This window comes from Bradyrhizobium sp. BTAi1 (genome assembly GCF_000015165.1).
GTDB classification, from domain to species: Bacteria; Pseudomonadota; Alphaproteobacteria; order Rhizobiales; family Xanthobacteraceae; genus Bradyrhizobium; species Bradyrhizobium denitrificans.
Genome location: NC_009485.1, coordinates 3,084,543 through 3,105,662, shown reverse-complemented (window position 1 = coordinate 3,105,662; position 21,120 = coordinate 3,084,543). Strand labels below are relative to the sequence as shown.

The window sequence follows — 21,120 nt, the reverse complement described above, 5'->3', positions numbered from 1 at the left end:
GTAAGCCCAATGAGGACAAAGGGAGAGCATGATGAGCTTCGATGATCATGACGCGCGCGGCGCCAGCCGCCGCAAGGTGCTGGAATGCATGACATGGGCCGGCACGGGCGTGCTCTGGACGCTGTCAGGCGGCGTGCCACGCTCGCTCGGCCTCGTCGACGCGGCCCGGGCCGCCGAGCAGCAGGCGTCCGGCCTGACCTTCCTGCAGATCAGCGACAGCCATGTCGGCTTCGATAAGCCGGCCAATCCCAACGCGATCGGCACGCTGGAAGAGGCCGTCAATCGGATCAAGGCGATGCCGGTGAAGCCTGCCTTCATGATCCACACCGGCGACATCTCGCATCTGTCGAAGGCGGCCGAGTTCGATGATGCCGACCGCATCATCTCGCAAAGCAGGCTCGACGTCCATTACGTGCCCGGCGAGCACGACTTCCTCGACGAGGAGGTCAAGCTTTATAAAGAGCGCTATGGCAAGGGCACACGCGGCGCCGGCTGGTATTCGTTCGACGCCAGCGGCGTGCACTTCATCGGCCTCGTCAACGTGGTTGATCTCAAGGCCGGCGGCCTCGGCAATCTCGGCGCGGATCAGCTGGAATGGCTGGCGCAGGACCTCAAGGGCCGCTCCCGTTCGACGCCGATCGTGGTGTTCGCGCATATCCCGCTGTGGACGGTGTACCCGCAATGGGGATGGGGAACCGAGGATGGCGGCCGCGCGCTGGAAACCTTGAAAGAGTTCGGCTCGGTGACGGTGCTGAACGGCCACATCCACCAGGTGATGCAGAAGGTCGAGGGCAACGTCACTTTCCACACCGCGCGATCGACCGCATTCCCGCAGCCGGCGCCGGGCACAGCGCCCTCGCCGGGTCCGATGAAGGTCGAGGATGCGAAGCTGCGCAGCCTGCTCGGCATCGCCAGTATCGACTTCAAGCCCGGCGCTGAGCGCCTGGCGATCATCGACACGCCGCTGGCGGGCTGAGGATCGATCGCGATGACAGGATTCGTGTCGTTCGACCGCAGCATCGGCTGGGCGCTCGCTGCTGCCCTGCTCGGCTTCGCGGCAACCCCGCTGCGCGCCGAGACCATCAAGGTCACGATCGACAATTTCACCTTCACCCCGGCCGAGGTGACGGTGAAGGCCGGCGATACCGTGACCTGGACCAACCACGACGACATTCCGCATACGGTGGTGTCGGCCGGCAAATACCGATCGAAGACGCTCGACACCGATGACAGCTTTTCGTTCACCTTCGCGGCGAGCGGCGACTACAAATATTTCTGCTCGCTGCATCCGCACATGACGGGACTGGTGAAGGTTGAGTAGCGCCGCAAACCAGGGCATGAGCATCACATCACGGTCGAGCCGGCAGCGCTGCGCGGGCCCGGCCGTGATGCCGCGAAGCGACCCGGAGAGGAAGCCGGTGACCACACCGCATGATGATCCCGAAAGGGCGCGGCGCTTCCGCGAGGCGGCGCTGCCGCATCTCGACGACGTCTATACGCTGGCGCGCTATCTGCTCCGTCATCAGGCCGACGCCGAGGATGCCGTGCAGGAATGCTATTTGCGCGCCTACAAGCATTTCGACACTTATCGCGGCCCGGCGATCAAGCCATGGCTGTTCGCGATCCTGCGCAATGTCTGCCACGCCGAATTCGCACGTCGCGCCGGCGCGCCGGTCAAGGCGCTCGACGATGCGCCGGAGACCACGGAGCAGGCACCGCTTTGGCAGGACAGCGTCGAGACGCCGGAAGGCGCCATGCTGCGCCAGCGCGATGCCTCGTCGATCCAGCGCCTGATCGATACGCTCACCGAGCCGTTTCGCGAGACCTTGGTCCTGCGCGAGATCAACAACCTGTCCTATCGCGAGATCGCGGAGGCCGCCGGCGTGCCTGTGGGCACGGTCATGTCGCGTCTCGCCCGGGCGCGCGCGATGCTGCGCGCCGCCTGGCTGGCGCAGGAGGAGCCCTAAGCCATGACCTGCGACGATGCCGAAATCCTGATCCACGCGCTGGCCGATGGCGAGCTCGATGCCGGCCATGCCCGGGAGGTCGAGGCCCATATTGCCGCCTGCCCGCGCTGCGCTGCCGAGCTAACTGCGATCAGGCAGATGAAGCAGGCGCTGGCCGGCGCTGACCTGATCACGAAGGCGCCCGCCGCCTTGCGCCTGCGCATCGAAGCTGCGCTGCCTGCCGCTGCTGCGGCGTCGATCACGCCGCTCGCCGCGGTGCCGAGCCGGCGCACGCTGCTGAAGGGTTTTGCGATGGGCTCGGCCGTGTCGGCGTTGGCCGCCACCGGTCTCGTCGCGATCGTGTTGCGCAACGACGACCAGCAACGGATCGAGGCCGAGATCGTCTCGGCGCATCTGCGCTCGCTGCAGGCGGGTCACCTGACCGATGTGATCTCGACCGATCAGCACACCGTCAAGCCCTGGTTCAACGGCAAGCTCGACGTCGCGCCGCCGGTGATCGACCTCACCGCACAGGGCTTCACTTTGATCGGCGGCCGGCTCGATTACGTCGACGCGCGCCCGATCGGCGCCGTCGTCTATCGCCGGCGCCAGCACGTCATCAATCTGTTCGTGGCGCAGACATCGTCCACTGCACGCCGCGCGTCACGGCTGGAGACGATCCAAGGCTTCAACATCCGCAGCTGGCGCGACCGCGGCCTGAGCTATTGGGCGGTCAGCGACATCAATCCGGACGAGCTCAATGAGTTCGGCGAACGCTTCGAGCGCACGATGGGGGGGAGCGGCTGAGACGAGCTTCAGTCGTTGCGAACGAAACGACGTGAGCCCACCAATGGCGAGAGAGAAACTGATATGGTGGCACGGCGCTTCGCGCTTTTGCCCCCCTGCGAAGCCGCATTCCTCGGATGCCATGCCCGCGCAGGCGGGCATCCAGTACGCCGCGGCCCATCGAGATGATCACAACCGTCCCAATGTACTGGATCGCCCGGTCGAGCCGGGCGATGACAGCTCGGCGTGTGGCGCCGACGTTGATCGTGGAGTCGGTCGGCTCACGCCGATTTGCGGATCGCGTTGTCGACCAGGGTCTTGCCGAGCGACCAGATCGCGCCGGGGACCTTGTGGCTCTGGGCGATCACGTCGTCGAAGGCCCGTTCGATCCAGCTGCAGTCCTCTTCGGTGATCGTCAGCGACGGCAGGAGCTTGATGGTGTGCAGGCCGTGGCCGGCGACCTGGGTCAGGATCTTGTGATCCTTGAACAGCGGCACCGTGATCAGCTGGCAGAAAAGGCCCTTATTGGCGCTCTCCAGCACATTCCACGAGGCCTTCAGGCGCAGCGATTTCGGCGGGCCGAACTCGACGCCGATCATCAAGCCCTTGCCGCGCACTTCCTTCAACAGCTCATAGCCCGGCACCATGCGCGTCAGCGCCAGGCGCAGCTCGGCGCCGCGCTTGGCGGCAGCCTCGATCAGCTTCTCGGCCTTGATCACCTCGAGCGTCGCGATCCCGGCCGCCATTGCGAGGTCGTTCTTGGCGAAGGTCGAGCCGTGCACGACAGCCCGATCCATGCGGTTGAAGATCTTGTCGAAAATGTGCTTGCGCGTCAGCAGCGCGCCGACCGGCACGTGGCCGCCCGACAGCGCCTTCGACAGCAGCACCATGTCGGGCTCGACGTTCCAATGTTCCACGGCAAGGAACCGCCCTGTGCGGCCCATGCCGGTCTGGATCTCGTCGGCGATGAAGATCGTGCCGTATTTCTTGCAGAGCGCAGCCGCACCGGGCAGGAACTCGTCGGAGGGCATGTTGACGCCCTTGCCCTGGATCGGCTCGACGATGAAGGCCGCGATCTCGCGCGACGACAGCGCCTGCTCCAGAGCAGCCAGATCGTTGAACGGCACGGCCGTGCAACCCGGCAGCAGCGGTTCGAAGCCGGTCCGGAAGTTGGAATCGTCGGTCAGCGACAGCGCGCCATAGGTCAGGCCGTGATAGGAATGCCCGCAATAGACGATGCCGGGCCTGCCGGTCGCGCCACGCGCGAATTTGATCGCCGCCTCGACGGTCTCGGCGCCGGAATTGGCGAAGAACACCTTGTCCAGATATGGGACATATTCGAGCAGCCGCTCGGCCAGAACGCCGGCAAGTGTCGAAACATCGAGCTGGACGAGGTTCGGGAGATCGCTGTCGAGCACACTCTTCAGCGCGTCACGCAGGGTCGGATGGTTGCGGCCGATTGCAAAGACACCAAAACCGCTCAGAAGGTCGAGGTAGCGGGCGCCGTCACGATCGTAGAGATATTGGCCTTGTCCCTTTTGGAACCCGACATCGTATCCGATCGTCTTGAGAACGCGAACCAGCTGCTCGTTCAGATGCCGAGAGTGCATCGTGCTGCGCTGCGCTTGGCGCTCCACAAACATCTCGGAAACGTCTAGATTTGGTTTTAGCATCAGCTACATACTTCGGTTGAGAGACGTTTCGTCAACTGAAAACGCGCAATGCGGCGTTTTGCCCTCATTCGCATCATCAAAGCAAGCACGGGTTTCTGCCAATGTTGCATCGCTCCAAAAACCTCATGCGGACAATGATAACATATTCGGGCGTTTTGTTCGCATCAGGAATTTCGTCCGCGCTCGCAGCCGATCCGACCGGCGACTGGCGAGTGTCTGACGGTGTCGCAAACATCCGAGTCGCACAATGTAATGGCAGCATGTGGGGCGTCGTGGCCTGGGAGAAGACCCCGGGGGGGCGTGACAGCAACAATCCCGATCCGGCCAAGCAGAGCCGTCCGACACTCGGCATGCCGATCCTGATCGACATGAAGAAGAAGGCCGGAGCTGACCAATGGGAAGGCCAAGTCTACAACGCCAAGGACGGTCAGCTCTATAGCTCCACGATCACACCCAGCGACCCAGATCATCTGGAGATCAAAGGATGCGTGCTCGGCTTCCTGTGTGGGGGCGAGACGTGGACGCGGGTCGGTCCGCCGATCCCGTCGAGCCCCGTGAACAGCATGGCCAAAGGTACACAGAAACCCATCGCGCCCGCTCCAGCTGCGGCCCCGGCTCCGAAGACGACCACGGGCGTGGTGGCAGCGGCCGGTAAACCGGCAGCAAAGCCCGCCGACCAGGTCGGCGACATCTGCCTGCTGCCGGAGATCGCACGGGTCCGCTGAAGCACGGCGGACGTCCAAAACAAAAGCGGCCGAGATGCTCGGCCGCTTTTTTCGTCATCAAAATCCGCAGTGCGCGCCTATTCCTTGACCTCGCGCGGCTTGCCCATCAGGGCCGGCTGGAACAGCAACACCGCGGCCAGCGTGGTGACCAGCGACAGCGCCAGCAACTTGCCCATGCTGGATGTCCCGGGGTGGCTCGACAGCCACAGGCTGCCGAAGGCGGTCGCTGTCGTCAGCGCGCTGAAGAAGATCGCGCGTGTCAGGCTGGTCTGCAGCAGGTTCGTTCTGCCGGAACGCCAGGCCACGACATAATAGATCTTGAAGGCCACGCCGATGCCGAGCAGCAGCGGCAGTGCGACGATGTTGGCGAAGTTCAGCGGCAGCTTGATCAGAACGCAGATTTCGAGCGTCACCGCACCGGCCACCAGCAACGGCACCAACGTCATGAGCACGTCCGAGAAGCGGCGCAGCGTCACCCACAACAACAGGCTGATCACGACCAGCGAGTAGATGCCGGCGTGAATGAACGCCTTCACGATCGTGTCACCGGACTTCAGGATCGAGACCGGTCCTCCGATCGCATTCGGCTCCGCGGCCAGCACCGCATTGGCGAACCGCCGGAGATTATCGTTGTCGTTCGGGTCACCCTTGGGCTGGGCCTCGACGCGAATCAGGCCGTCCTTGCTCTTCCACTGCGATACGAGCTCCGGCGGCAGGTTCGCAAGCGTCACCGGCTGCGCCTGCAAGGTCGCGTTGAGTTGCTCCAGCGTGATCCGCAGCGGCTCAACGAACACGGCCTGCGCCTTGTTGCGAAGGCTCTCGCTGGCGCCGGCGAGCTTGGCGAGCGCGTCGGCCAACCGCCGAGATGCCACCGCGCCGGGCCCCTGCCCGTCACCGGCCGTGCGGCGCAGATTGTTGACGGTCGAATTCAGCGCATCGATATTCTCTTTGTCGGTCGGCGCTGCATCGACCTGATCCGGATTGAGTGCAGGCCCGAGCACCTTCGCGCCCTGCGCGATCATCGCCAGCTTGGCCGGCTGATCCTCCGGCACGAAGCTGTCGAGCGACATCACGCGCGCCACTTCAGGCAGCTTCGCGAGCTTGGCCTCGATCGCCTTGGCCTCGGCTTCCGAGCGCGTCAGCACGTCGATGGCATTGGCGCCGGTGTTCGGGTCCTTGCGGAGGTCCAGATAGGTCGCAATCGATTCAGCGTGCGGATTGCGCAGGTTCATCGGGTTGAAGTCGAACTTCATGTAATAAAGCAGCGGCAGGCCAGCGATGACGAGGCCAAGCGTGCCGACGATGATCGGCACCCGGTGCGTTTCGAGGAAGTGATCGACCGGGGCCAGGAAGGCATAGCCGACCGGCTCCTTCTCACCGGGCGGATTGAGGATCTTCAGCAGCGCCGGCAGAACCGTGATCGACGACAGGAAGGCGATCATCATGCCGGCCCCGGCGATGGCGCCGAGCTCGGAAATGCCCTTGTAGTCGGTCGGCAGGAAGCAGAGAAATCCGGCAGCGGTCGCCATCGCCGCGAGCGACAGCGGCACCGCGGAGCGCCGCGCCGCCTCGGCCAGCGCCTCCGGCAGATCGTCGTTCTTGAAGCGCTCGGAGCGGTAGCGGACGCTGAACTGGATGCCGAAATCGACGCCGAGGCCGATGAACAGCACGGCAAAGGCGACCGACAGCAGGTTCAGCGAGCCGACCATCATCAGGCCCACCGCCGTGGTGATGGCAAGGCCCATGAACAGATTGATGAACACGGCCGAGATGATCTTGGCCGAATGCAGCGCCAGCCACAGGATGACCAGCACCACCACGACGGTGCCGATGCCGTTGACGACGGCGCCCTCCTGCACCGTGGCGTATTCCTCGTTGGCGATCGGGACCGGCCCGGTCAGCCTGACACGGGCGTGGAACCGGTTGGGGAAATCGAGCTCGGCCGCCGCCTGGCGGATGGCATCGGTCGCCGCCTTGCCGGGCTCGAGCGCCTGATAGTCGAGGATCGGCTTGAACTGGATGAAGGCCCGCTTGTCGCCCTCGGTGAGCGGCTTGTCCGAGATCAGCTGGCGCCAGGAGAAGGTGGCATCGCCCTTGTCGAGCAGGGTCTCCACCGTTTGCGAGATGTAGTCGAACGGACGCGCGGTGCTGTCGAGCTTGACCTGGCCACGCGTGACGCCGGCAAGACCCGTCTCCAGCGCACCGGTCAGACCGCGGATCGACGGGTCACCGGCCATGATCTCGATCAGCGGCGCCGCGGCAGCGAACTGCCCGGTCAACTGCTTCACCTCGTCCGTCGGCAGGAACAGCAACCCGTTACGGGCGAAGAACTCGCCGCCGCCGAGCAGATCCACGGAGGAGAAGTTCTTGGTGTCGCCCTTGAGCTTCTTGGCGAGCGCATCCGCCGCCACGCCGGTCAGTTCCGGCGTCGCCGCCTCGACCACGCCGAGGATCATCCGGTCGCGATCGAACGCCTGCTCATATTGCTGATCGCGCTTGCGCCAATCGAGCTCCGGGGAAATCAGCTTGTTGATGTCAGTGTTGATGGCGAAATGACCGGCGGTGTAGACGCCCGCCGCCACCGACAAAAGCAGGCCCGCAATCAATGTCGGCCACGCAAACCGCGTGCAGGCCTTGACGATGGAGACGACAATCGTTGTCAGCACTTCTTGACTTTCTAATGTTTTACGGGCTGGGCGGAAACGTCCGCTTCATGGCGGAGTTCCCTGGCCAGGACCAGCCGCGGACCATGTCCGAAGCGGCCCCGACACGGCCTTGGCCCAAACCCGTGACGAGTCGGATGGTCCCTGGACGGCGGCTCAGATCGAGCGATGCACGGAACCGTCGGGGCGGCTGATATAGCGGCTGTTCTCGGCGGTAAAGTGACGAACGAGTGAGATCCTAAGTAGCTCAGGTAACAGGGATAATCTGCAATTACTAAAATACCACCACCGATTCGCTGCCCGTGTGCGTTCGATCACATGCGAGCGAGTTGCAAACCGGCTTTCCTCCGTGCTCGATTTTTGACACAAAGCCCTGCGCTTCCATGCGGAGCAGCGCGCAAATGAGGCATCCGCTTGGTGCGGATATTGCAGCTCATCACGCGCACGGAGGTGCGGGTCGAAAGTGAGGTAACGTGACTGACCGACGTCCACTGCAGATCTATCTCGCGCAGCCGCGCGGTTTTTGTGCGGGAGTCGTGCGCGCCATCGAGATCGTCGAGCGCGCGCTGGAGAAGTACGGCCGGCCCGTTTATGTGCGTCACGAGATCGTGCACAACAAATATGTCGTCGAGAGCCTCAAGGCCAAGGGCGCGATCTTCGTCGAGGACCTCTCGGAAGTCCCGCCGCGCGCGGTGACCGTGTTCAGCGCGCATGGCGTGGCACGCAGCGTCGAGGAGGAGGCGGCCGCCCGGGGCCTGCCGGTCCTCAATGCCACCTGCCCCCTCGTGACCAAGGTGCATAACCAGGGCAAACGCTATATGTCCAAGGGCCGTACCCTGGTACTCATCGGCCACGCCGGACATCCCGAGGTCGAGGGCACCATGGGCCAGGTTCCCGGCCCCGTTCATCTGGTCCAAAACGTCGCCGATGTGGCCGCTTTGCCCCTGCCCAGCGACACGCCCGTGGCCTATATCACCCAGACCACCCTGAGCGTAGACGACACCAAGGACATCATTTCGGCCCTTCAAGCCCGCTTTACAGACCTTCAAGGTCCCGATATCCGGGATATCTGCTATGCGACACAGAACCGCCAATCTGCGGTATGGGACTTAAGCAAGCTGGTGGACGTTATCCTGGTGGTGGGCGCCGCCAATAGCTCCAACTCGAACAGATTGCGCGAAATCGGCACCGAGGCCGGGGTCGCAAGCTATCTGGTCGCGGATGGCAGCGAGCTCAATCCGGAGTGGCTGAAGGGCGCCCGGGCCGTCGGCATCACCGCTGGCGCCTCGGCTCCCGAAGTGCTCGTCGACGACGTCATCGAAGCCTTGCGGCGCATCGGACCGGTTGAGGTCGCGGTGGTCCCGGGGCGGGAAGAAAACATCGAATTTCGCCTGCCGGCCGAATTGGTCGCGGGCTGATCGCTCCTCGTTTGGTCCAGAAAGAAGAGACGTAATGGCAATCCCCTTCCACAAGGAACTGCGTATCGGGGCCTATCTGATGAAGCAGAAGCTTCTCGGCCGCAAACGCTATCCGCTCGTGCTCATGCTGGAGCCGCTGTTTCGCTGCAACCTGGCATGTGCAGGCTGCGGCAAGATCGACTATCCCGACGCGATTCTCAACCGCCGCATGACGGCGCAGGAGTGCTGGGACGCGGCCGACGAATGCGGTGCGCCGATGGTGGCGATCCCCGGTGGCGAGCCGTTGATCCACAAGGAGATCGGCGAGATCGTGCGCGGCCTGGTGGCGCGCAAGAAATTCGTCTCGCTCTGCACCAATGCGCTGCTGCTCGAGAAGAAGCTCGATCTGTTCGAGCCCTCGCCCTATCTGTTCTTCTCGGTGCATCTCGACGGCCTGCGCGAGCATCACGACAAGGCCGTGTCGCAGAAGGGCGTGTTCGATCGCGCCGTGTCGGCGATCAAGGCCGCCAAGGCGCGCGGCTTCACCGTGAACGTCAACGCCACCATCTTCGACAATCATCCGGCCGAGGAGATCGCCAAGTTCCTCGACTTCACCACGGAGCTCGGCGTCGGCGTCACCATGTCGCCGGGCTATGCCTATGAGCGCGCGCCGGACCAGGAGCACTTCCTGAACCGCACCAAGACCAAGCAGCTGTTCCGCGACGTGTTCGCGCTCGGCAAGGGCAAGAAGTGGAATTTCATGCATTCCGGCCTGTTCCTCGACTTCCTGGCCGGCAACCAGGAGTTCGAGTGCACGCCCTGGGGCATGCCCGCGCGCAACATCTTCGGCTGGCAGAAGCCCTGCTACCTGCTGGGCGAAGGCTATACCAAGACCTTCAAGGAGCTGATGGAGACCACCGATTGGGACTCCTACGGCACCGGCAAGTATGAGAAGTGCGCCGACTGCATGGCGCATTGCGGCTACGAGGCCACCGCAGCCGACGCAGCGCTGACGAATCCGCTGAAGGCGATGTGGGTGTCGCTGCGCGGCATCAAGACCGAAGGCCCGATGGCGCCGGAGATCGACCTCTCCAAGCAGCGCCCGGCGCAGTACGTGTTCTCGTCCGAGGTGCAGAAGCGCCTCTCCGAGATCCGCCGCGACGAGGCGATCGAGGCGCAGCAGAAGGCCTCGACCGCGGCCTGAGACGACATCAACGGACAGCAAAGAAGGCCGCCGAGCAATCGGCGGCCTTTGTTTTTGGACTGAGAACGAGTGAGCTGCCTGCGAAGCCGCGGGCGAGCGTCACAGGGAGTAGCAGCCGGGCTCTCATCCTTCCCGGCCGGTGCGCTCCCCCGCCCGGCTTGCAGGGTCAGGGGTGGCGAGAATTGTCCTGCGACAGCGGATTCGCTGATGCAGCCAACGGCCAAGATCGTCGACGCGCACAACGTTCGCGGCGACAGCTGATTCAACGGCGCAAGATCGGGAACGCTCACGCCTCGGCGGCGGCCAGCGTCTCGGTTTCGAGGAAATGCTCCGCTGCGAGCAGGCCGCTCAGCAGCAGATCACGGGCGCCGCGCAGCGAGCGCAAAGCGCGGTTGAACTCGATGCCAGTGGAGACCAGGCCGCCCAGCACGGTCGGATTGCGGGCCACGCCGCGCAGGATCATCGGCAGGTCGATGGCGCCGTTCGGCTTGATGGCGTCCTTGGCCAGCGACGGCAGCGTACGATGCGCGGGATCGGAGATCACCCGCAGGGCCGCGAACGGCAGTCCATACTCAGCGGCGTAAGCGGCTGCGATGTGGCTCTCCATGTCGACAGCGGCCGCGCCGGTCTTCATCCGCAGCGCCGCCTTGCGGGCCTGCGCCACCACCACCTCCTCTGCCCCGGCGAGCACGCCGCGCACCACGCGGCGCTTCTTCAGCGCGGCGCGCGCGATGTGCTCCTCACGAAGCGACATGCCCGACAGCCAGCGCGCATCCCCGGCGGTCACCTCGGTCGCGAGGACGATATCACCGGCCTTGAGACTGGGATCGAGGCCGCCGGCCACGCCGAAGCTGACGACACCGCGAATAGAGGTCGGGTCGAACACCGTGAGCAGCGAGCGCAATTGCTTTGGATCGCTCGAACTGCAGATAACCATCATGCCGGGCCCGGCAGCAATCCGGGCCTCCTGCACCAGACCGGTCACAACCAGAACCGGTCGCGGATCAATGGGGCGATCCGCGGACGTTTCGTCCCCCATCCCCAACTTCACAATCCGACCCCTGCCACCTGTATCGGACGTCGCGAAAGCCGACGTCTCCGTCTCTTGTTCCAATGCCTCGAGCGCGGCGGCGCCAGAGCGGAAAGACCTTAACAAACCGAGGATTACGCAGAAAAAATCCGCGAGGAAACCCTGTTTGCGCCGCACTGCACCCGCAAGCGATGCATTTTCTGCCCGGTGTTGCCATTTGGTGCCGCTGACGCCGTCCCAGAGTGGAACATCGCCCGGCCGGCCTCACCGGTCATGGAACTCCAAGCAAAAACCACGCCACGAAAATGTGATAATCCCGTCCCGGCCTCACCTCAGGCCAGGCGGCCGCAGCGGCGCTTCTGTCGTCCGTCAGGCTTTGCCGAGCAACAGATCCGCAGCGCGATCGCCGGACCGCACCGATCCCTCGATCGTCGCCGGCAGGCCGGTATCGGTCCAGTCCCCGGCCAGAGCGAGGTTGGCAAAACTGGTTTTGACGCCCGGCCGCAGCGCGTTCTGTTCCGGCGTGGCTTCGAAGGTCGCGCGGCGCTCGCGAACGATCTGCCAGGGCGGCAGCTCGGCGGAGATGCCAGCGGCCTTGCAGACGTCGGCCCAGATCGCAGCGGCGAGCTGCTCGCGCGGCATGTCGACCAGCCTGTCGCCATTGCTGATCGTGACCGACAGCCGCTCCGGAAAGGCAAACAGCCATTCGACCAGTCCGCCGACCACGCCGAGCAGCGCCGGCGCGCCCTTCGGCGGGGTGATGCGGAAATGGGCATTGACGATGGCACGAAACTTCGTCGGGCCCGTCAGGCCCGGCAGCAGCGCCATCGCGGGCCGCGGCGGCACCGCCAGCACGACAACGTCATCCGGCCCGAGCGCGACGGTCTCGTCACCGCCGAAGCGCAACCCGGTGACGCGGCCAGCGGCCTGATCGAGGCTGCGCAGCTCCCGCCCGATCCGGACGCTGCCGCCCTTGCCTTCCAGGAATTTGACGGCGGGGTCGATCAGCACGCCGGAGAGACCGTCGCGCGCGATCAGCGGACGGCAGGCCTGGCCGCCGGCCAGCAACGTCTCGCGCACGATCGCCCCGGCCAGGCCAGCCGAGCCCTCGGGCGGATCGCAGTTCAAGGCCGCCAGCAGCAGCGGCTGCACCAGCCGGTCATACAACGTGCCCTTGCAGGGTATCGTATCGCCGATGGTCTTGGCGGTGCCGGCCCAGATCAGCGGCGACAGCGCCAGATAGTCCCCGAGCGTGGTATCGGGGACGCGGCGGCTTTCGTCGAACACCCAGAGCGGCAGCCGGCCGCTGCCGAGATCGAGCAGCCAGCGCTGGCCGGTCCGGATATCGACGAAGGCGAATTGCGCCTCCTTCGGCCCGACCAGCCCTGCCTCCGAGCCGATCACCCGGGCATAGGCCAGCACGTGGTGGTTGGCCGAGAGCAGCAGATGATTACCATTATCGATCACGAGATCGGTGGCGGCATCGTAATAAGAGCGGCACCGGCCGCCGAGCTGCTGGGTCGCCTCGTGGACATGGACGGTGTAGCCGGCATTGGCGAGCCGCACGCCGGCGGAGAGGCCGGAGATTCCGGCGCCGATAATGTGAGCGATCTTGTTCATCAGATGAAAGCGTAACGGAGGATGATGCCGATCTTCGTGAGCTTGCTCACGCGCACCGGCTCACGCGGCGGGGCAAAACCGCGTTCGAGCAACAGGTCGAACACGGCGCGGTAATATTTCGCCATGATCCGCGGCGCCCGCACGGTGCGCCGGCGATTGCGCCGCATGATCTCGTCGGCCTTTTCGAAATGCGTTTTCGCCCGTATGGCAACCGAGTTGCACACCTTGGGCAGCGCGCGCTCCTGCACGACTTTCGCTGGATCGTCGCCGGTGATGCCGGCGAACAGCAGCGCCTCGCGCGGCAGATAGAGCCGGCCGATGCCGGCGTCCTCGTCGATATCGCGCAGGATATTGGTGAGCTGCAGCGCGCGGCCGAGATGATGAGCCAGCAGGATGCCGTCCTCTTCGGGCATGCCGAAGATGCGCACCGACAGCCGGCCGACGGCGCTGGCCACCCGGTCGCAATACAGATCGAGCGTGGCGAGATCGGGCGCGCGGATCTCCTGCGGCACGTCCATCTCCATGCCGTCGATGATGGCGAGGAAGTCTTCCCGCTTCAGCCCGAACGTCTTCACCGAACTGACGTAGTCGCGCAGCCGCGGCGGCGGGTTGCCCTGATACAGCGCGTCGATATCGTCGCGCCATTTCTGCAGCGCGGCCAGCCGTTCGGAACGCGGGCCATTGGAATCGGCGATGTCGTCGACCTCGCGGCAGAAGCTGTAGACCTGGAACATCGCATCGCGCTGGGCCGGCGGCAGGATGCGCATGGCGGCATAAAACGAGCTGCCGGACGCGGCGGTGCCGTGATCGATGCTGTCTGCAGTCGCCTCCAGAGTCATGCGCCGGCCGCCGATTTGCTGACCGGATGACGTCCCGCGAGGCGACGCCCGATCTCGCCTGCGACCGCCGCGGCGGTGAGACCGAGCATCCCCATCGGCGACAGATGCACCCGCTCGCTGAGCGGATCGCGCACTTTGAGCATTGCGACAATACGATCGGCGAAAGCCTGGATCACGGCAATCTCCAGTCCGAAGCGGAAGTCCTTGACGCCGCTGTTGAGGTCCCTGCCCTCCTCGAGCAACGCCGCATTGCGCACAGCGAGCTTCTGCAGGCAGGTCAGCAGCGGCGGCGCCGCCTTGGGCGCGCCGAGCATCTCGACCGTGGCACCGGCCTCGGCCAGCGCATCGCGCGGCAGGTACACGCGGTTGAGCGCCTTGTAGTCCTTGGCGCAATCCTGCAGGTGGTTGTTGATCTGCAGTCCGGCGCAGATCGCGTCAGATGCCGGCCAGGTCGCGGTGGACTCGCCATGCACGTCGAGCATGAAACGTCCGACCGGCATCGCCGAATAGCGGCAGTAATGGATGACCTCGTCCCAGTTCTCGTAGCGCAGCTTGGTGACGTCCATGCGGAAGGCGACCAGCAGGTCAAGGGCATGGCGCGGGGCCATGCCGCGCGCGGCGAGCGCCCGGCGCAGGCCGACAGCGACATCCTGCGTCTCGCCGGTCCCGGTGAGTTCGGCCTCGAGCAGATCCAGCAGCCGCAGCTTCTCGTCGCCCGGCAAGCTCGGATGGTCGGCGATGTCGTCGGCGGTGCGCACGAAATTGTAGAAGGCGAGGATCAGCGCCCGATGCTCGGGGCGGATGATCCAGGACGCGACCGGAAAGTTCTCGTCCCGGTGTGTCTTGCCGGATCGCAAATCGCTCGCGGTGGTCATGGACGAAACAGCTATCAGGTTTGAAGGGCGCTACGACAAACGATGCCCGCCGCTTCGCTCATGCGAACGGATCGCTGGCCTCCATATAGGCGAAGATCCGGCCAAAACCAATGCAATCCATCTCGGGGAAGCAACACGGCCGGGCCGCCGTCCACCTCGAATCGGCGGGACGGCAGCCGTTAACCATTGCATGGACCGGAGCACAGTCAGCCCCGGTCGACACGCCTCACTGGTTGTGGTTCTTCAGCACCTGATCGCAAGCCGGGCTGATCTTGGGGCGGTTCTCCTTCAGGCACGCCAGGATCGTGAAATCGCCCTGGTCGATCACGGCCCGGCAGAACTTCTGAACGTCACGGGTGCAAGCCGCCTGCTCCTCTGCGGTCCCCCGCGCGCCTTGCGCGAACGCGGCGGTGGTAGCGGACAGCGAGAGCAGAGAAAGTGCCAGGAAAATCTTACGCATCGTGTTCCTTCGTTTGACAGCAGAGGAGACCTCCCGGATCGCCGATGCTGCCCGGGAAAACACCTGTTTGGTTTGCAAGGACCGCCAGCCCCCCAGCGCCAAAGAAACGCTGCCAATTGCGGCCAAATTTACGCCCTAGGATCTCTGGGCAGGTCGAGCCCAGGGCCAAGCTTTGACATAAACAAGGCTTTGATACTAGGGCATTATTTTCGGAACACGTTTTTCGCATTTGGCTGTTGCAAGCATGCCGCGCGGACCGTTAGATGCGCGCCAATCGGGGTGCGAGGGACGACAGCCATTTGCACGAGCGGCGCGACCGATCGCACGATCACCGCGCGGCATCATGGCACCTGACCGCACCTCACGCCCGGTCAGCTGTCATTTGAACCTCACTTTTGGCGGGGACACTAAAGTGTTCGAAGCGGTGAAACGCGGCCGCACAACGGCGTCATTCTGGATGGGAAACTCACTATGAAACTGTTCGGCTCACCTCTCTCAGGCCGTGTCATCAAGGCAGCCGGACTCGGCGCGGCGCTGATCCTGTCGGCATCGGCAGTTCAGGCGCAATCGGGTCCGTTCGCCGGCTTCGACGGCTCGTGGTCGGGCAACGGCACGGTCGCGCTGTCGGACGGAACCACCGAGCGCATCCGCTGCAAGGCCAGCTACAAGGTGGCCGGCGCCAATCTGAAGCAGAGCCTGCAATGCGCCAGCGACAGCTACAAGTTCCTGCTGTCCAGCGACGTCACCAGCCAGGGCGACCGCATCTCCGGCAATTGGAGCGAGGCGAGCCGCAATGTGAACGGCGAATTGCAGGGCACCGCGGGCAATGGCCAGATCGACGTCTTCGTCCAGGCCGCAGGCTTCGCCGCCAGCATCACGCTGAGGACCAACGGCAACAAGCAGGTGGTTCAGATCTCGTCCAAGGGCGAGATCCGCGGCGTCAACATCACGATGTCGAAGACCTGACCCACACGATCAGCACCGGAATAGGCAAGCGGCCCTGACGATGTCAGGGCCGCTTTTATTTCTTACTGCGTCCAAGAGGAACATAGGCGTTTAAGCCCCGCTGTCGCCGCCCGGCTTGCCGCCTTCGCTAAAGCTGCGGCGCGCCCTTGAGCTCGTGGCCGCGTCGAAGCCGGGACCGGGCGCCCCATTATTCCAGGGCGATTGTGATTGAACGGATAGGCCGCGGCTTACCGGATCGCCCGGTCAAGCCGGGCGATGACAATTGTGTGTTTGGGCTTGGACCAAGTCCCGCCCCTCACACCGGCTTGCGCTTCAGTTTCTGGGCCAGGTTGATCAGGAACATTGCGGTCGGACGCAGGATGAAGAGATCGGCGAACAGCGCCGCCACCATCGAGAAGGCGCTGAGCCAGCCGAACAGCCGCAACGAGGGCAGATCCGAGAACACGGTGACGACGAGGCCGCAGGCCAGCACCACCGTGGTGAGGATCAGCGCCGGTCCGACCAGTACGGTGGCGCGCTCGACTGCCACCGCCGCGCTCACGCCGGGCGCGCTTTCCATGCGCAGCCGGTTGAGGAAGTGGATGGTGGCCGACAGGCCGAGCCCGAATGACACGGTGAGCGCGACGACGCTGGCAAATTGCAGCCCCTCCCCCATCGCCCAGAGCAGCGTGCCGGACATCACGACCGGGAAGATGCCGGGCAGGATGCAGGCGAGCATCACGACCCAGGAGCGGAAGGCCAGGCCGATGAACATCGCCACCAGGGCAAACTCGATGGTCAGCCCATGGTTGAGCTTCTGGATCATGGCGGCGGAATTGCGCGCCGCGATGGCGGCCAGGCCGGTCACTGCAACCTCATAGCCAGGGTGCTTCTTCCTGACCGTATCGAGCTCGCGGTCGAGCTTGTCGACCACCGGCAACAGCTGGCTGGAATCGAGATCGGGCACCCGGCCGGCCACGACGACGGCGTCCTGCTCCTTGTCGATGAAGCGGCGCACCAGATGCTCGGGGATCAGGCTGACATATTCCTGCAGGGTTGCCGTGTCCGATGAGCCGGCCTTCTCGGCGAGCCAGCGCCGGAGCGTCTCGACCGACCACACATTGCCGACGCCGGCGGTCTTCTCGACCGTGGCATGGACGTCGGCGATCGTCTGCAAGGTCTCAGGCGAATAGAGCGATGCGCCCTTGGGAAACTGGATCAGCACATTGACCGGATTGGCGCCGGTGAGCTTGGCATCGAGCCGATTGCTGGCCGCCACGGCCTGGCGCTTGTCCGGCACCTGGTCCGCGAGCCGATAGCGCGGCTCAAGGCTCGCATAGATCACCGCGAGCGAGCCGACGAACACCACCGCAATCAGGCTGAAAAGGCCGGGCCGGCCGACCATGCGCACCGCGATCCAGTAGCAGAAATTGCGCAGCGCCTGGACGCCGGCATCGGCGCCCTGGAATTTGACCGCGAAGGTCTTTTCGTTGCGCACCAGCAACACGCCGAACACCGGCACCAGCGACAGCACCGCGAGCAGTGCGATGATGGTGGCGGCAAGCCCCGCCTCGCCGAACTTGCGGATCAGGTCGCTGTCGGAGAACTGCAGAGCGATGAAGGAAATGCCGGCGGTGGCGTGGGTCAGGACGCAAGCGGGCCCGACGACCAGCACCGCGTTCTTGAACGCCGTCACCTTGTCCTGGCCGGCGATCAGCCGGTCCCGCGCGGCAAAGGTGAGCTGCATCGAATCGGAGAAGCTGATGACCATGATGAGCGGCGTCATCACGTTCAGGAACATGTTGAGGTTGAAATTGGCCCAGCCCAGCGCGCCCAGAGCGAGCAGGATCGCGATCAGCGGCGGGAAGGCCGCCGCGATCATGAAGGAGACCTTGCGGAAGAAGATGATGGCAATGATGCAGCCGGCGAGAATGCCGAGCACATTGTAGGTCAATCCGTCACGCTCGACCGCATTGCGGATCTCGAGCTGCATGACCGGGACACCGGAGAGCTGCACGTTCAGCCCGGTATCGGCCAAGTCGTCCGTCATCAGCTTTCTGATGTCGCCGACCACCTTGCCGAGGTCGTTCGATGCGACCACCTTGGGCTCGAGGGACAGCACGATCAGCGCCAGCGTGCCATCCTCCGACAACAGCTTGCCGCGGATGATCTCGTTGGATTTCACCGTCTCGATGAACTTGTCATAGGCCTCGCCCTCCGGCAGATCGGCGGGAAACAACGCCGCGGGAAGCTTGCCTGGTGCCGGGGCCTGGCGGGCGGAGAACAGCGACACCAGGCCGCGCGTCCCCTCCACCAATTGCAGATCGGTCACGAACTCGCGGAGCTTCTCCAGGTTGGGCCGGGCGAGCAGCGACTTGCCCTCAACCACGACGAGGACGTCGAACTCCTCGGCCGGGAACTTCTTGGTGACCTCCTCATATTGGTGGAATTCCTTGCTGTCGGAGCGGAACAGCTGGCTCAGCGAATCGTCGATCTGGATGCGCTTGATGCCGAAGACGGCCGCCACGATCAGCAACAGCAGAACGACGCAGGAGAGGATCGGCACCTTGACGGCGAACAGACCGAGGCGTTCGAGCCCGAACGCGATACTGTCGGCCGGCCGCTGCTCGACCTTCTCGACATGGACTTCGTTGTCGTGCCTGACTTCCAGCATTCGGTGTCCAGTGGTTGAAGCGCGGCCCAATTCGGCGGGCTCGAGCGCATAGGGCAGAATTAAGGCCGCTCAGCGAGCCAGACATGACCGATTTGTGGCCTGCAGCTGCAGCTAATCCTTGAAAATGCGTGAAAATTCGTCGGGCCAGGGTCTAGCAGGGTTCACTCCCCGGCCGCAACCATGCGAGCCCACACAAGACCGGGAGCCAGCATCGAATCGGATCACGCCACGATTCTGGCGGCCTTGAAAAGGCCGGGTCAGCGGGTCGAGTGCCCTGAATAGCTGATGCGCTCAACAATCTGGCCGGACGCCCGATCTGCAGCCACCGCGCCGCCCGGCGGCGCGGCTCCGAAGGCCCTTACGCGGCGGGGATGGCGGCCTCGCGCAGTCGGATCGAATAGTTCGAGGCGTTCTGATGGCCGCGGGAGGCCGCGCGGGCGAACATGATCAGGTGATGCGCGATCATCGCCACCGCGATGAAGTTCTCGATCTCGCCGCGCCTGAGCTGGGTCCAGGCAAAGCGCCAGAACGGCCGCTTGTAGTCGCCGAGCACACCGACCTTCCAGAAGATCTTGGCCATCATCACCAGCCCGCGCCGGATGTTCGGCCAGCTCTTCATCTCCGCGCTGACCGGCACCTTGATGCGGTTGGCATAAGTGGTGTCGCATTGATGCTGATAGCGCGCATAGAGCCGCTCCGGCTCATAGGCCACATCCATGCAGCGCCGCCACGCCGACACCACCTCGTCATAGGGCATCAGGAACTTGACGTTGGAATCGCGTCCATCGTCGTGGACCAGCCTGCCTTCGCGCTCCAGGCGATCCCATAGCGGCGTCTTCGGCAGCGCCTGCAGCAGATTGATCGTGAGCAGCGGAATCCGGCTCTCCTCGACGAATTGCAGCAGCGCATCGGCGGTCTGCGGCGTGTCCGTGTCCAGTCCCATGATGATGCCGGAGACCACCTCCATGCCATAGCTGTTGATGGTCCTGATCCCCTCGAGAATCGGCACCATCATGTTGTGGTCCTTCTGCATCGCCGTCAGCGCATCGGGATCGGGCGTCTCGATGCCGCAGAAGATGGTGATGAAATAGGCCTCCCGCATCTTCTCCAGGATCTCGGGCCGCTTCGCGATATTGAGCGTCGCCTCGCAGGCCAGCCGCATGACATAGCCGGTGCGCTTCTGCCATTCGATCAGATGCGGCAACAGCTCCAGCGCCGCCTTGCGGTTGCCGATGAAATTGTCGTCGACGAAATACACCGAGCCGGTGACGCCGCATTCCCGGAGCTTGTCGAGCTCGGCGATGATCTGCTGCGGCGTCTTGATGCGCGGATTACGCCCATACAGCCCGGGAATGTCGCAGAATTCGCACTGATAGGGACAGCCGCTGGAATATTGGATGCTGCCGAGGAAGTAATTCTTCACCTCCGCGAGCTCATAGGCCGGCACCGGGAATTCCGTCATCGCCACGCGCTCCTTGGTGCGCAGCACGACCTGTTGCTCAGGCCGTGACGGGTCCCGCGCGAGGCGTTCAATCAGCTCGTCGGTGGCATCGCCGAGCTCGCCGACATGCAGATAGTCAAAGCTCGGATAATAGTCGGGACAGGCACTGACCGAGGGTCCGCCGAGGGCGACCGGCAGATCGAAGGCGTGGGCACGCTGGCAGATGTCGTTCATCTGCTGACGCTGGATGTGCATGCCGCTGACGAACACGGCCTCGGCCCAGGCGAAATCCTCCGCCTGCGCAGCGCGGATGTTCTCGTCGATGAAACGGACCTGCCATGAACTCGGCAAATAGGCTGCGATCAGCAGCAGCCCCTGGGGCGGCATGAAGGCCTGGATGCCGTCCGTGAGCGGATAGGCATGTTCGAACGTTCCGAACGAGGAGGTGTAGCGCGGAAACACACAGAGGATACGGCGTACGGTCTGGACCCCTTCGAATCTCATGATCGCCCTCGCAGTCACGGCTCCATGATACCATAGAGCGATGGGCGCGATTGCGCCACCACTTCCAGAAAAGTTGAGTCGCGTCCGCGCGCGCACGCAGTGCGACACAAGCCAAGCCGCCAAGCCGCCGGACGAAGATCGACAACGATGTCGATGATCAAAGGTTCCGACTCACTGCAGGCCCGCGCTGACTGACATCAAGGTCGACAGCTGACCTGCGGTCGCTCAGGACATGCGCGATTCGTCCCTCGGATCGCAAATGCTGCCGGCGACGAGTTGCGATGCATTTGCAATGAGGGCGCGTGGAATGAGGAGGGACGGAGTGAGGCGACGCCGGC

At 64.2% G+C, this 21,120-nt stretch carries 17 protein-coding genes; 8 read left to right on the top strand and 9 right to left on the bottom strand.

The annotated features are described in order from the left end of the window. Positions 1 to 31: 31 nt before the first annotated feature. From BBTA_RS13910 to BBTA_RS13895, 4 genes are all read left to right on the top strand, one after another. Positions 32 to 976 (top strand): metallophosphoesterase, encoded by a 945-nt coding sequence (locus BBTA_RS13910; protein WP_012043123.1) that lies wholly within the window; start codon positions 32 to 34, stop codon positions 974 to 976. A 12-nt stretch (positions 977 to 988) separates the two neighbouring features. Further along, a complete protein-coding gene (locus BBTA_RS13905; RefSeq protein ID WP_012043122.1) occupies positions 989 to 1,321 on the top strand; it encodes a cupredoxin family copper-binding protein in 333 nt (110 codons plus the stop codon). A gap of 97 nt (positions 1,322 to 1,418) precedes the next feature. After that, positions 1,419 to 1,967: a sigma-70 family RNA polymerase sigma factor gene (locus tag BBTA_RS13900; RefSeq protein WP_012043121.1), complete on the top strand. Its 549-nt coding sequence runs from the start codon at positions 1,419 to 1,421 to the stop codon at positions 1,965 to 1,967. A gap of 3 nt (positions 1,968 to 1,970) precedes the next feature. Next, a complete protein-coding gene (locus BBTA_RS13895) occupies positions 1,971 to 2,753 on the top strand; it encodes an anti-sigma factor (RefSeq protein ID WP_012043120.1) in 783 nt (260 codons plus the stop codon). A gap of 260 nt (positions 2,754 to 3,013) precedes the next feature. Here the strand turns inward: BBTA_RS13895 and hpnO are convergent, their stop codons facing one another. Beyond that, positions 3,014 to 4,405 (bottom strand): aminobacteriohopanetriol synthase HpnO, encoded by a 1,392-nt coding sequence (gene hpnO / locus BBTA_RS13890; RefSeq protein ID WP_041750630.1) that lies wholly within the window; start codon positions 4,403 to 4,405, stop codon positions 3,014 to 3,016. 101 nt (positions 4,406 to 4,506) lie between these two features. Here hpnO and BBTA_RS13885 point away from each other — a divergent pair, with 101 nt between their 5' ends. Then, entirely contained in the window at positions 4,507 to 5,130 is a 624-nt protein-coding gene (locus tag BBTA_RS13885; protein WP_012043118.1) for a DUF2147 domain-containing protein, read from the top strand. Positions 5,131 to 5,207: 77 nt separating this feature from the next. Here the strand turns inward: BBTA_RS13885 and BBTA_RS13880 are convergent, their stop codons facing one another. Further along, positions 5,208 to 7,796 carry an MMPL family transporter gene (locus BBTA_RS13880; RefSeq protein WP_012043117.1) on the bottom strand — a complete coding sequence of 863 codons (2,589 nt, stop codon included), beginning with the start codon at positions 7,794 to 7,796 and terminating at the stop codon, positions 5,208 to 5,210. 488 nt (positions 7,797 to 8,284) lie between these two features. Here BBTA_RS13880 and ispH point away from each other — a divergent pair, with 488 nt between their 5' ends. Both ispH and hpnH read left to right on the top strand, forming a co-directional pair. After that, positions 8,285 to 9,211: a 4-hydroxy-3-methylbut-2-enyl diphosphate reductase gene (ispH, locus tag BBTA_RS13875; RefSeq protein WP_041751430.1), complete on the top strand. Its 927-nt coding sequence runs from the start codon at positions 8,285 to 8,287 to the stop codon at positions 9,209 to 9,211. Between the two features lie 34 nt (positions 9,212 to 9,245). Then, positions 9,246 to 10,394, top strand: coding sequence for an adenosyl-hopene transferase HpnH (hpnH, locus tag BBTA_RS13870; RefSeq protein ID WP_012043115.1), 1,149 nt, complete (start codon positions 9,246 to 9,248; stop codon positions 10,392 to 10,394). Positions 10,395 to 10,680: 286 nt separating this feature from the next. Here the strand turns inward: hpnH and BBTA_RS13865 are convergent, their stop codons facing one another. The 5 genes from BBTA_RS13865 to BBTA_RS13845 all read right to left on the bottom strand — a co-directional run bounded on the left by BBTA_RS13865 (position 10,681) and on the right by BBTA_RS13845 (position 15,218). Next, positions 10,681 to 11,445, bottom strand: a complete 765-nt coding sequence (locus BBTA_RS13865; protein WP_371260207.1) for a phosphorylase — start codon at positions 11,443 to 11,445, stop codon at positions 10,681 to 10,683. A gap of 348 nt (positions 11,446 to 11,793) precedes the next feature. After that, the gene (gene hpnE, locus BBTA_RS13860) at positions 11,794 to 13,044 is read right to left on the bottom strand and encodes a hydroxysqualene dehydroxylase HpnE (protein WP_012043113.1); all 1,251 of its coding nucleotides are present in this window, start codon (positions 13,042 to 13,044) and stop codon (positions 11,794 to 11,796) included. Then, entirely contained in the window at positions 13,044 to 13,883 is an 840-nt protein-coding gene (gene hpnD, locus BBTA_RS13855; RefSeq protein WP_012043112.1) for a presqualene diphosphate synthase HpnD, read from the bottom strand. The genes hpnE and hpnD overlap by 1 nt, the downstream gene beginning before the upstream one ends. Further along, a complete protein-coding gene (gene hpnC / locus BBTA_RS13850; RefSeq protein ID WP_012043111.1) occupies positions 13,880 to 14,758 on the bottom strand; it encodes a squalene synthase HpnC in 879 nt (292 codons plus the stop codon). The genes hpnD and hpnC overlap by 4 nt, the downstream gene beginning before the upstream one ends. A gap of 226 nt (positions 14,759 to 14,984) precedes the next feature. After that, complete coding sequence (locus BBTA_RS13845; RefSeq protein WP_012043110.1) at positions 14,985 to 15,218, bottom strand: hypothetical protein; 234 nt, start codon at positions 15,216 to 15,218, stop codon at positions 14,985 to 14,987. Between the two features lie 471 nt (positions 15,219 to 15,689). Between BBTA_RS13845 and BBTA_RS13840 the strand changes: the two genes are divergently transcribed. Next, positions 15,690 to 16,184, top strand: a complete 495-nt coding sequence (locus BBTA_RS13840) for a hypothetical protein (protein WP_012043109.1) — start codon at positions 15,690 to 15,692, stop codon at positions 16,182 to 16,184. Positions 16,185 to 16,479: 295 nt separating this feature from the next. Here BBTA_RS13840 and BBTA_RS13835 read toward each other — a convergent pair whose 3' ends face one another. After that, the gene (locus BBTA_RS13835; protein ID WP_012043108.1) at positions 16,480 to 18,837 is read right to left on the bottom strand and encodes an RND family transporter; all 2,358 of its coding nucleotides are present in this window, start codon (positions 18,835 to 18,837) and stop codon (positions 16,480 to 16,482) included. A 358-nt stretch (positions 18,838 to 19,195) separates the two neighbouring features. Beyond that, the gene (locus tag BBTA_RS13830; protein ID WP_012043107.1) at positions 19,196 to 20,782 is read right to left on the bottom strand and encodes a B12-binding domain-containing radical SAM protein; all 1,587 of its coding nucleotides are present in this window, start codon (positions 20,780 to 20,782) and stop codon (positions 19,196 to 19,198) included. Positions 20,783 to 21,120: the final 338 nt, after the last annotated feature.

What these genes read in the sequence shown, in the direction of transcription:
- hpnE (WP_012043113.1), bottom strand. Translation starts at nt 13,044, where the DNA reads ATGAACAAGATCGCTCACATTATCGGCGCCGGAATCTCCGGCCTCTCC.
- hpnC (WP_012043111.1), bottom strand. Translation starts at nt 14,758, where the DNA reads ATGACCACCGCGAGCGATTTGCGATCCGGCAAGACACACCGGGACGAG.
- BBTA_RS13845 (WP_012043110.1), bottom strand. Translation starts at nt 15,218, where the DNA reads ATGCGTAAGATTTTCCTGGCACTTTCTCTGCTCTCGCTGTCCGCTACC.
- BBTA_RS13885 (WP_012043118.1), top strand. Translation starts at nt 4,507, where the DNA reads ATGTTGCATCGCTCCAAAAACCTCATGCGGACAATGATAACATATTCG.
- BBTA_RS13840 (WP_012043109.1), top strand. Translation starts at nt 15,690, where the DNA reads ATGAAACTGTTCGGCTCACCTCTCTCAGGCCGTGTCATCAAGGCAGCC.
- BBTA_RS13895 (WP_012043120.1), top strand. Translation starts at nt 1,971, where the DNA reads ATGACCTGCGACGATGCCGAAATCCTGATCCACGCGCTGGCCGATGGC.
- hpnO (WP_041750630.1), bottom strand. Translation starts at nt 4,405, where the DNA reads ATGCTAAAACCAAATCTAGACGTTTCCGAGATGTTTGTGGAGCGCCAA.
- hpnD (WP_012043112.1), bottom strand. Translation starts at nt 13,883, where the DNA reads ATGACTCTGGAGGCGACTGCAGACAGCATCGATCACGGCACCGCCGCG.
- BBTA_RS13905 (WP_012043122.1), top strand. Translation starts at nt 989, where the DNA reads ATGACAGGATTCGTGTCGTTCGACCGCAGCATCGGCTGGGCGCTCGCT.
- BBTA_RS13830 (WP_012043107.1), bottom strand. Translation starts at nt 20,782, where the DNA reads ATGAGATTCGAAGGGGTCCAGACCGTACGCCGTATCCTCTGTGTGTTT.
- BBTA_RS13835 (WP_012043108.1), bottom strand. Translation starts at nt 18,837, where the DNA reads ATGCTGGAAGTCAGGCACGACAACGAAGTCCATGTCGAGAAGGTCGAG.
- hpnH (WP_012043115.1), top strand. Translation starts at nt 9,246, where the DNA reads ATGGCAATCCCCTTCCACAAGGAACTGCGTATCGGGGCCTATCTGATG.
- BBTA_RS13910 (WP_012043123.1), top strand. Translation starts at nt 32, where the DNA reads ATGAGCTTCGATGATCATGACGCGCGCGGCGCCAGCCGCCGCAAGGTG.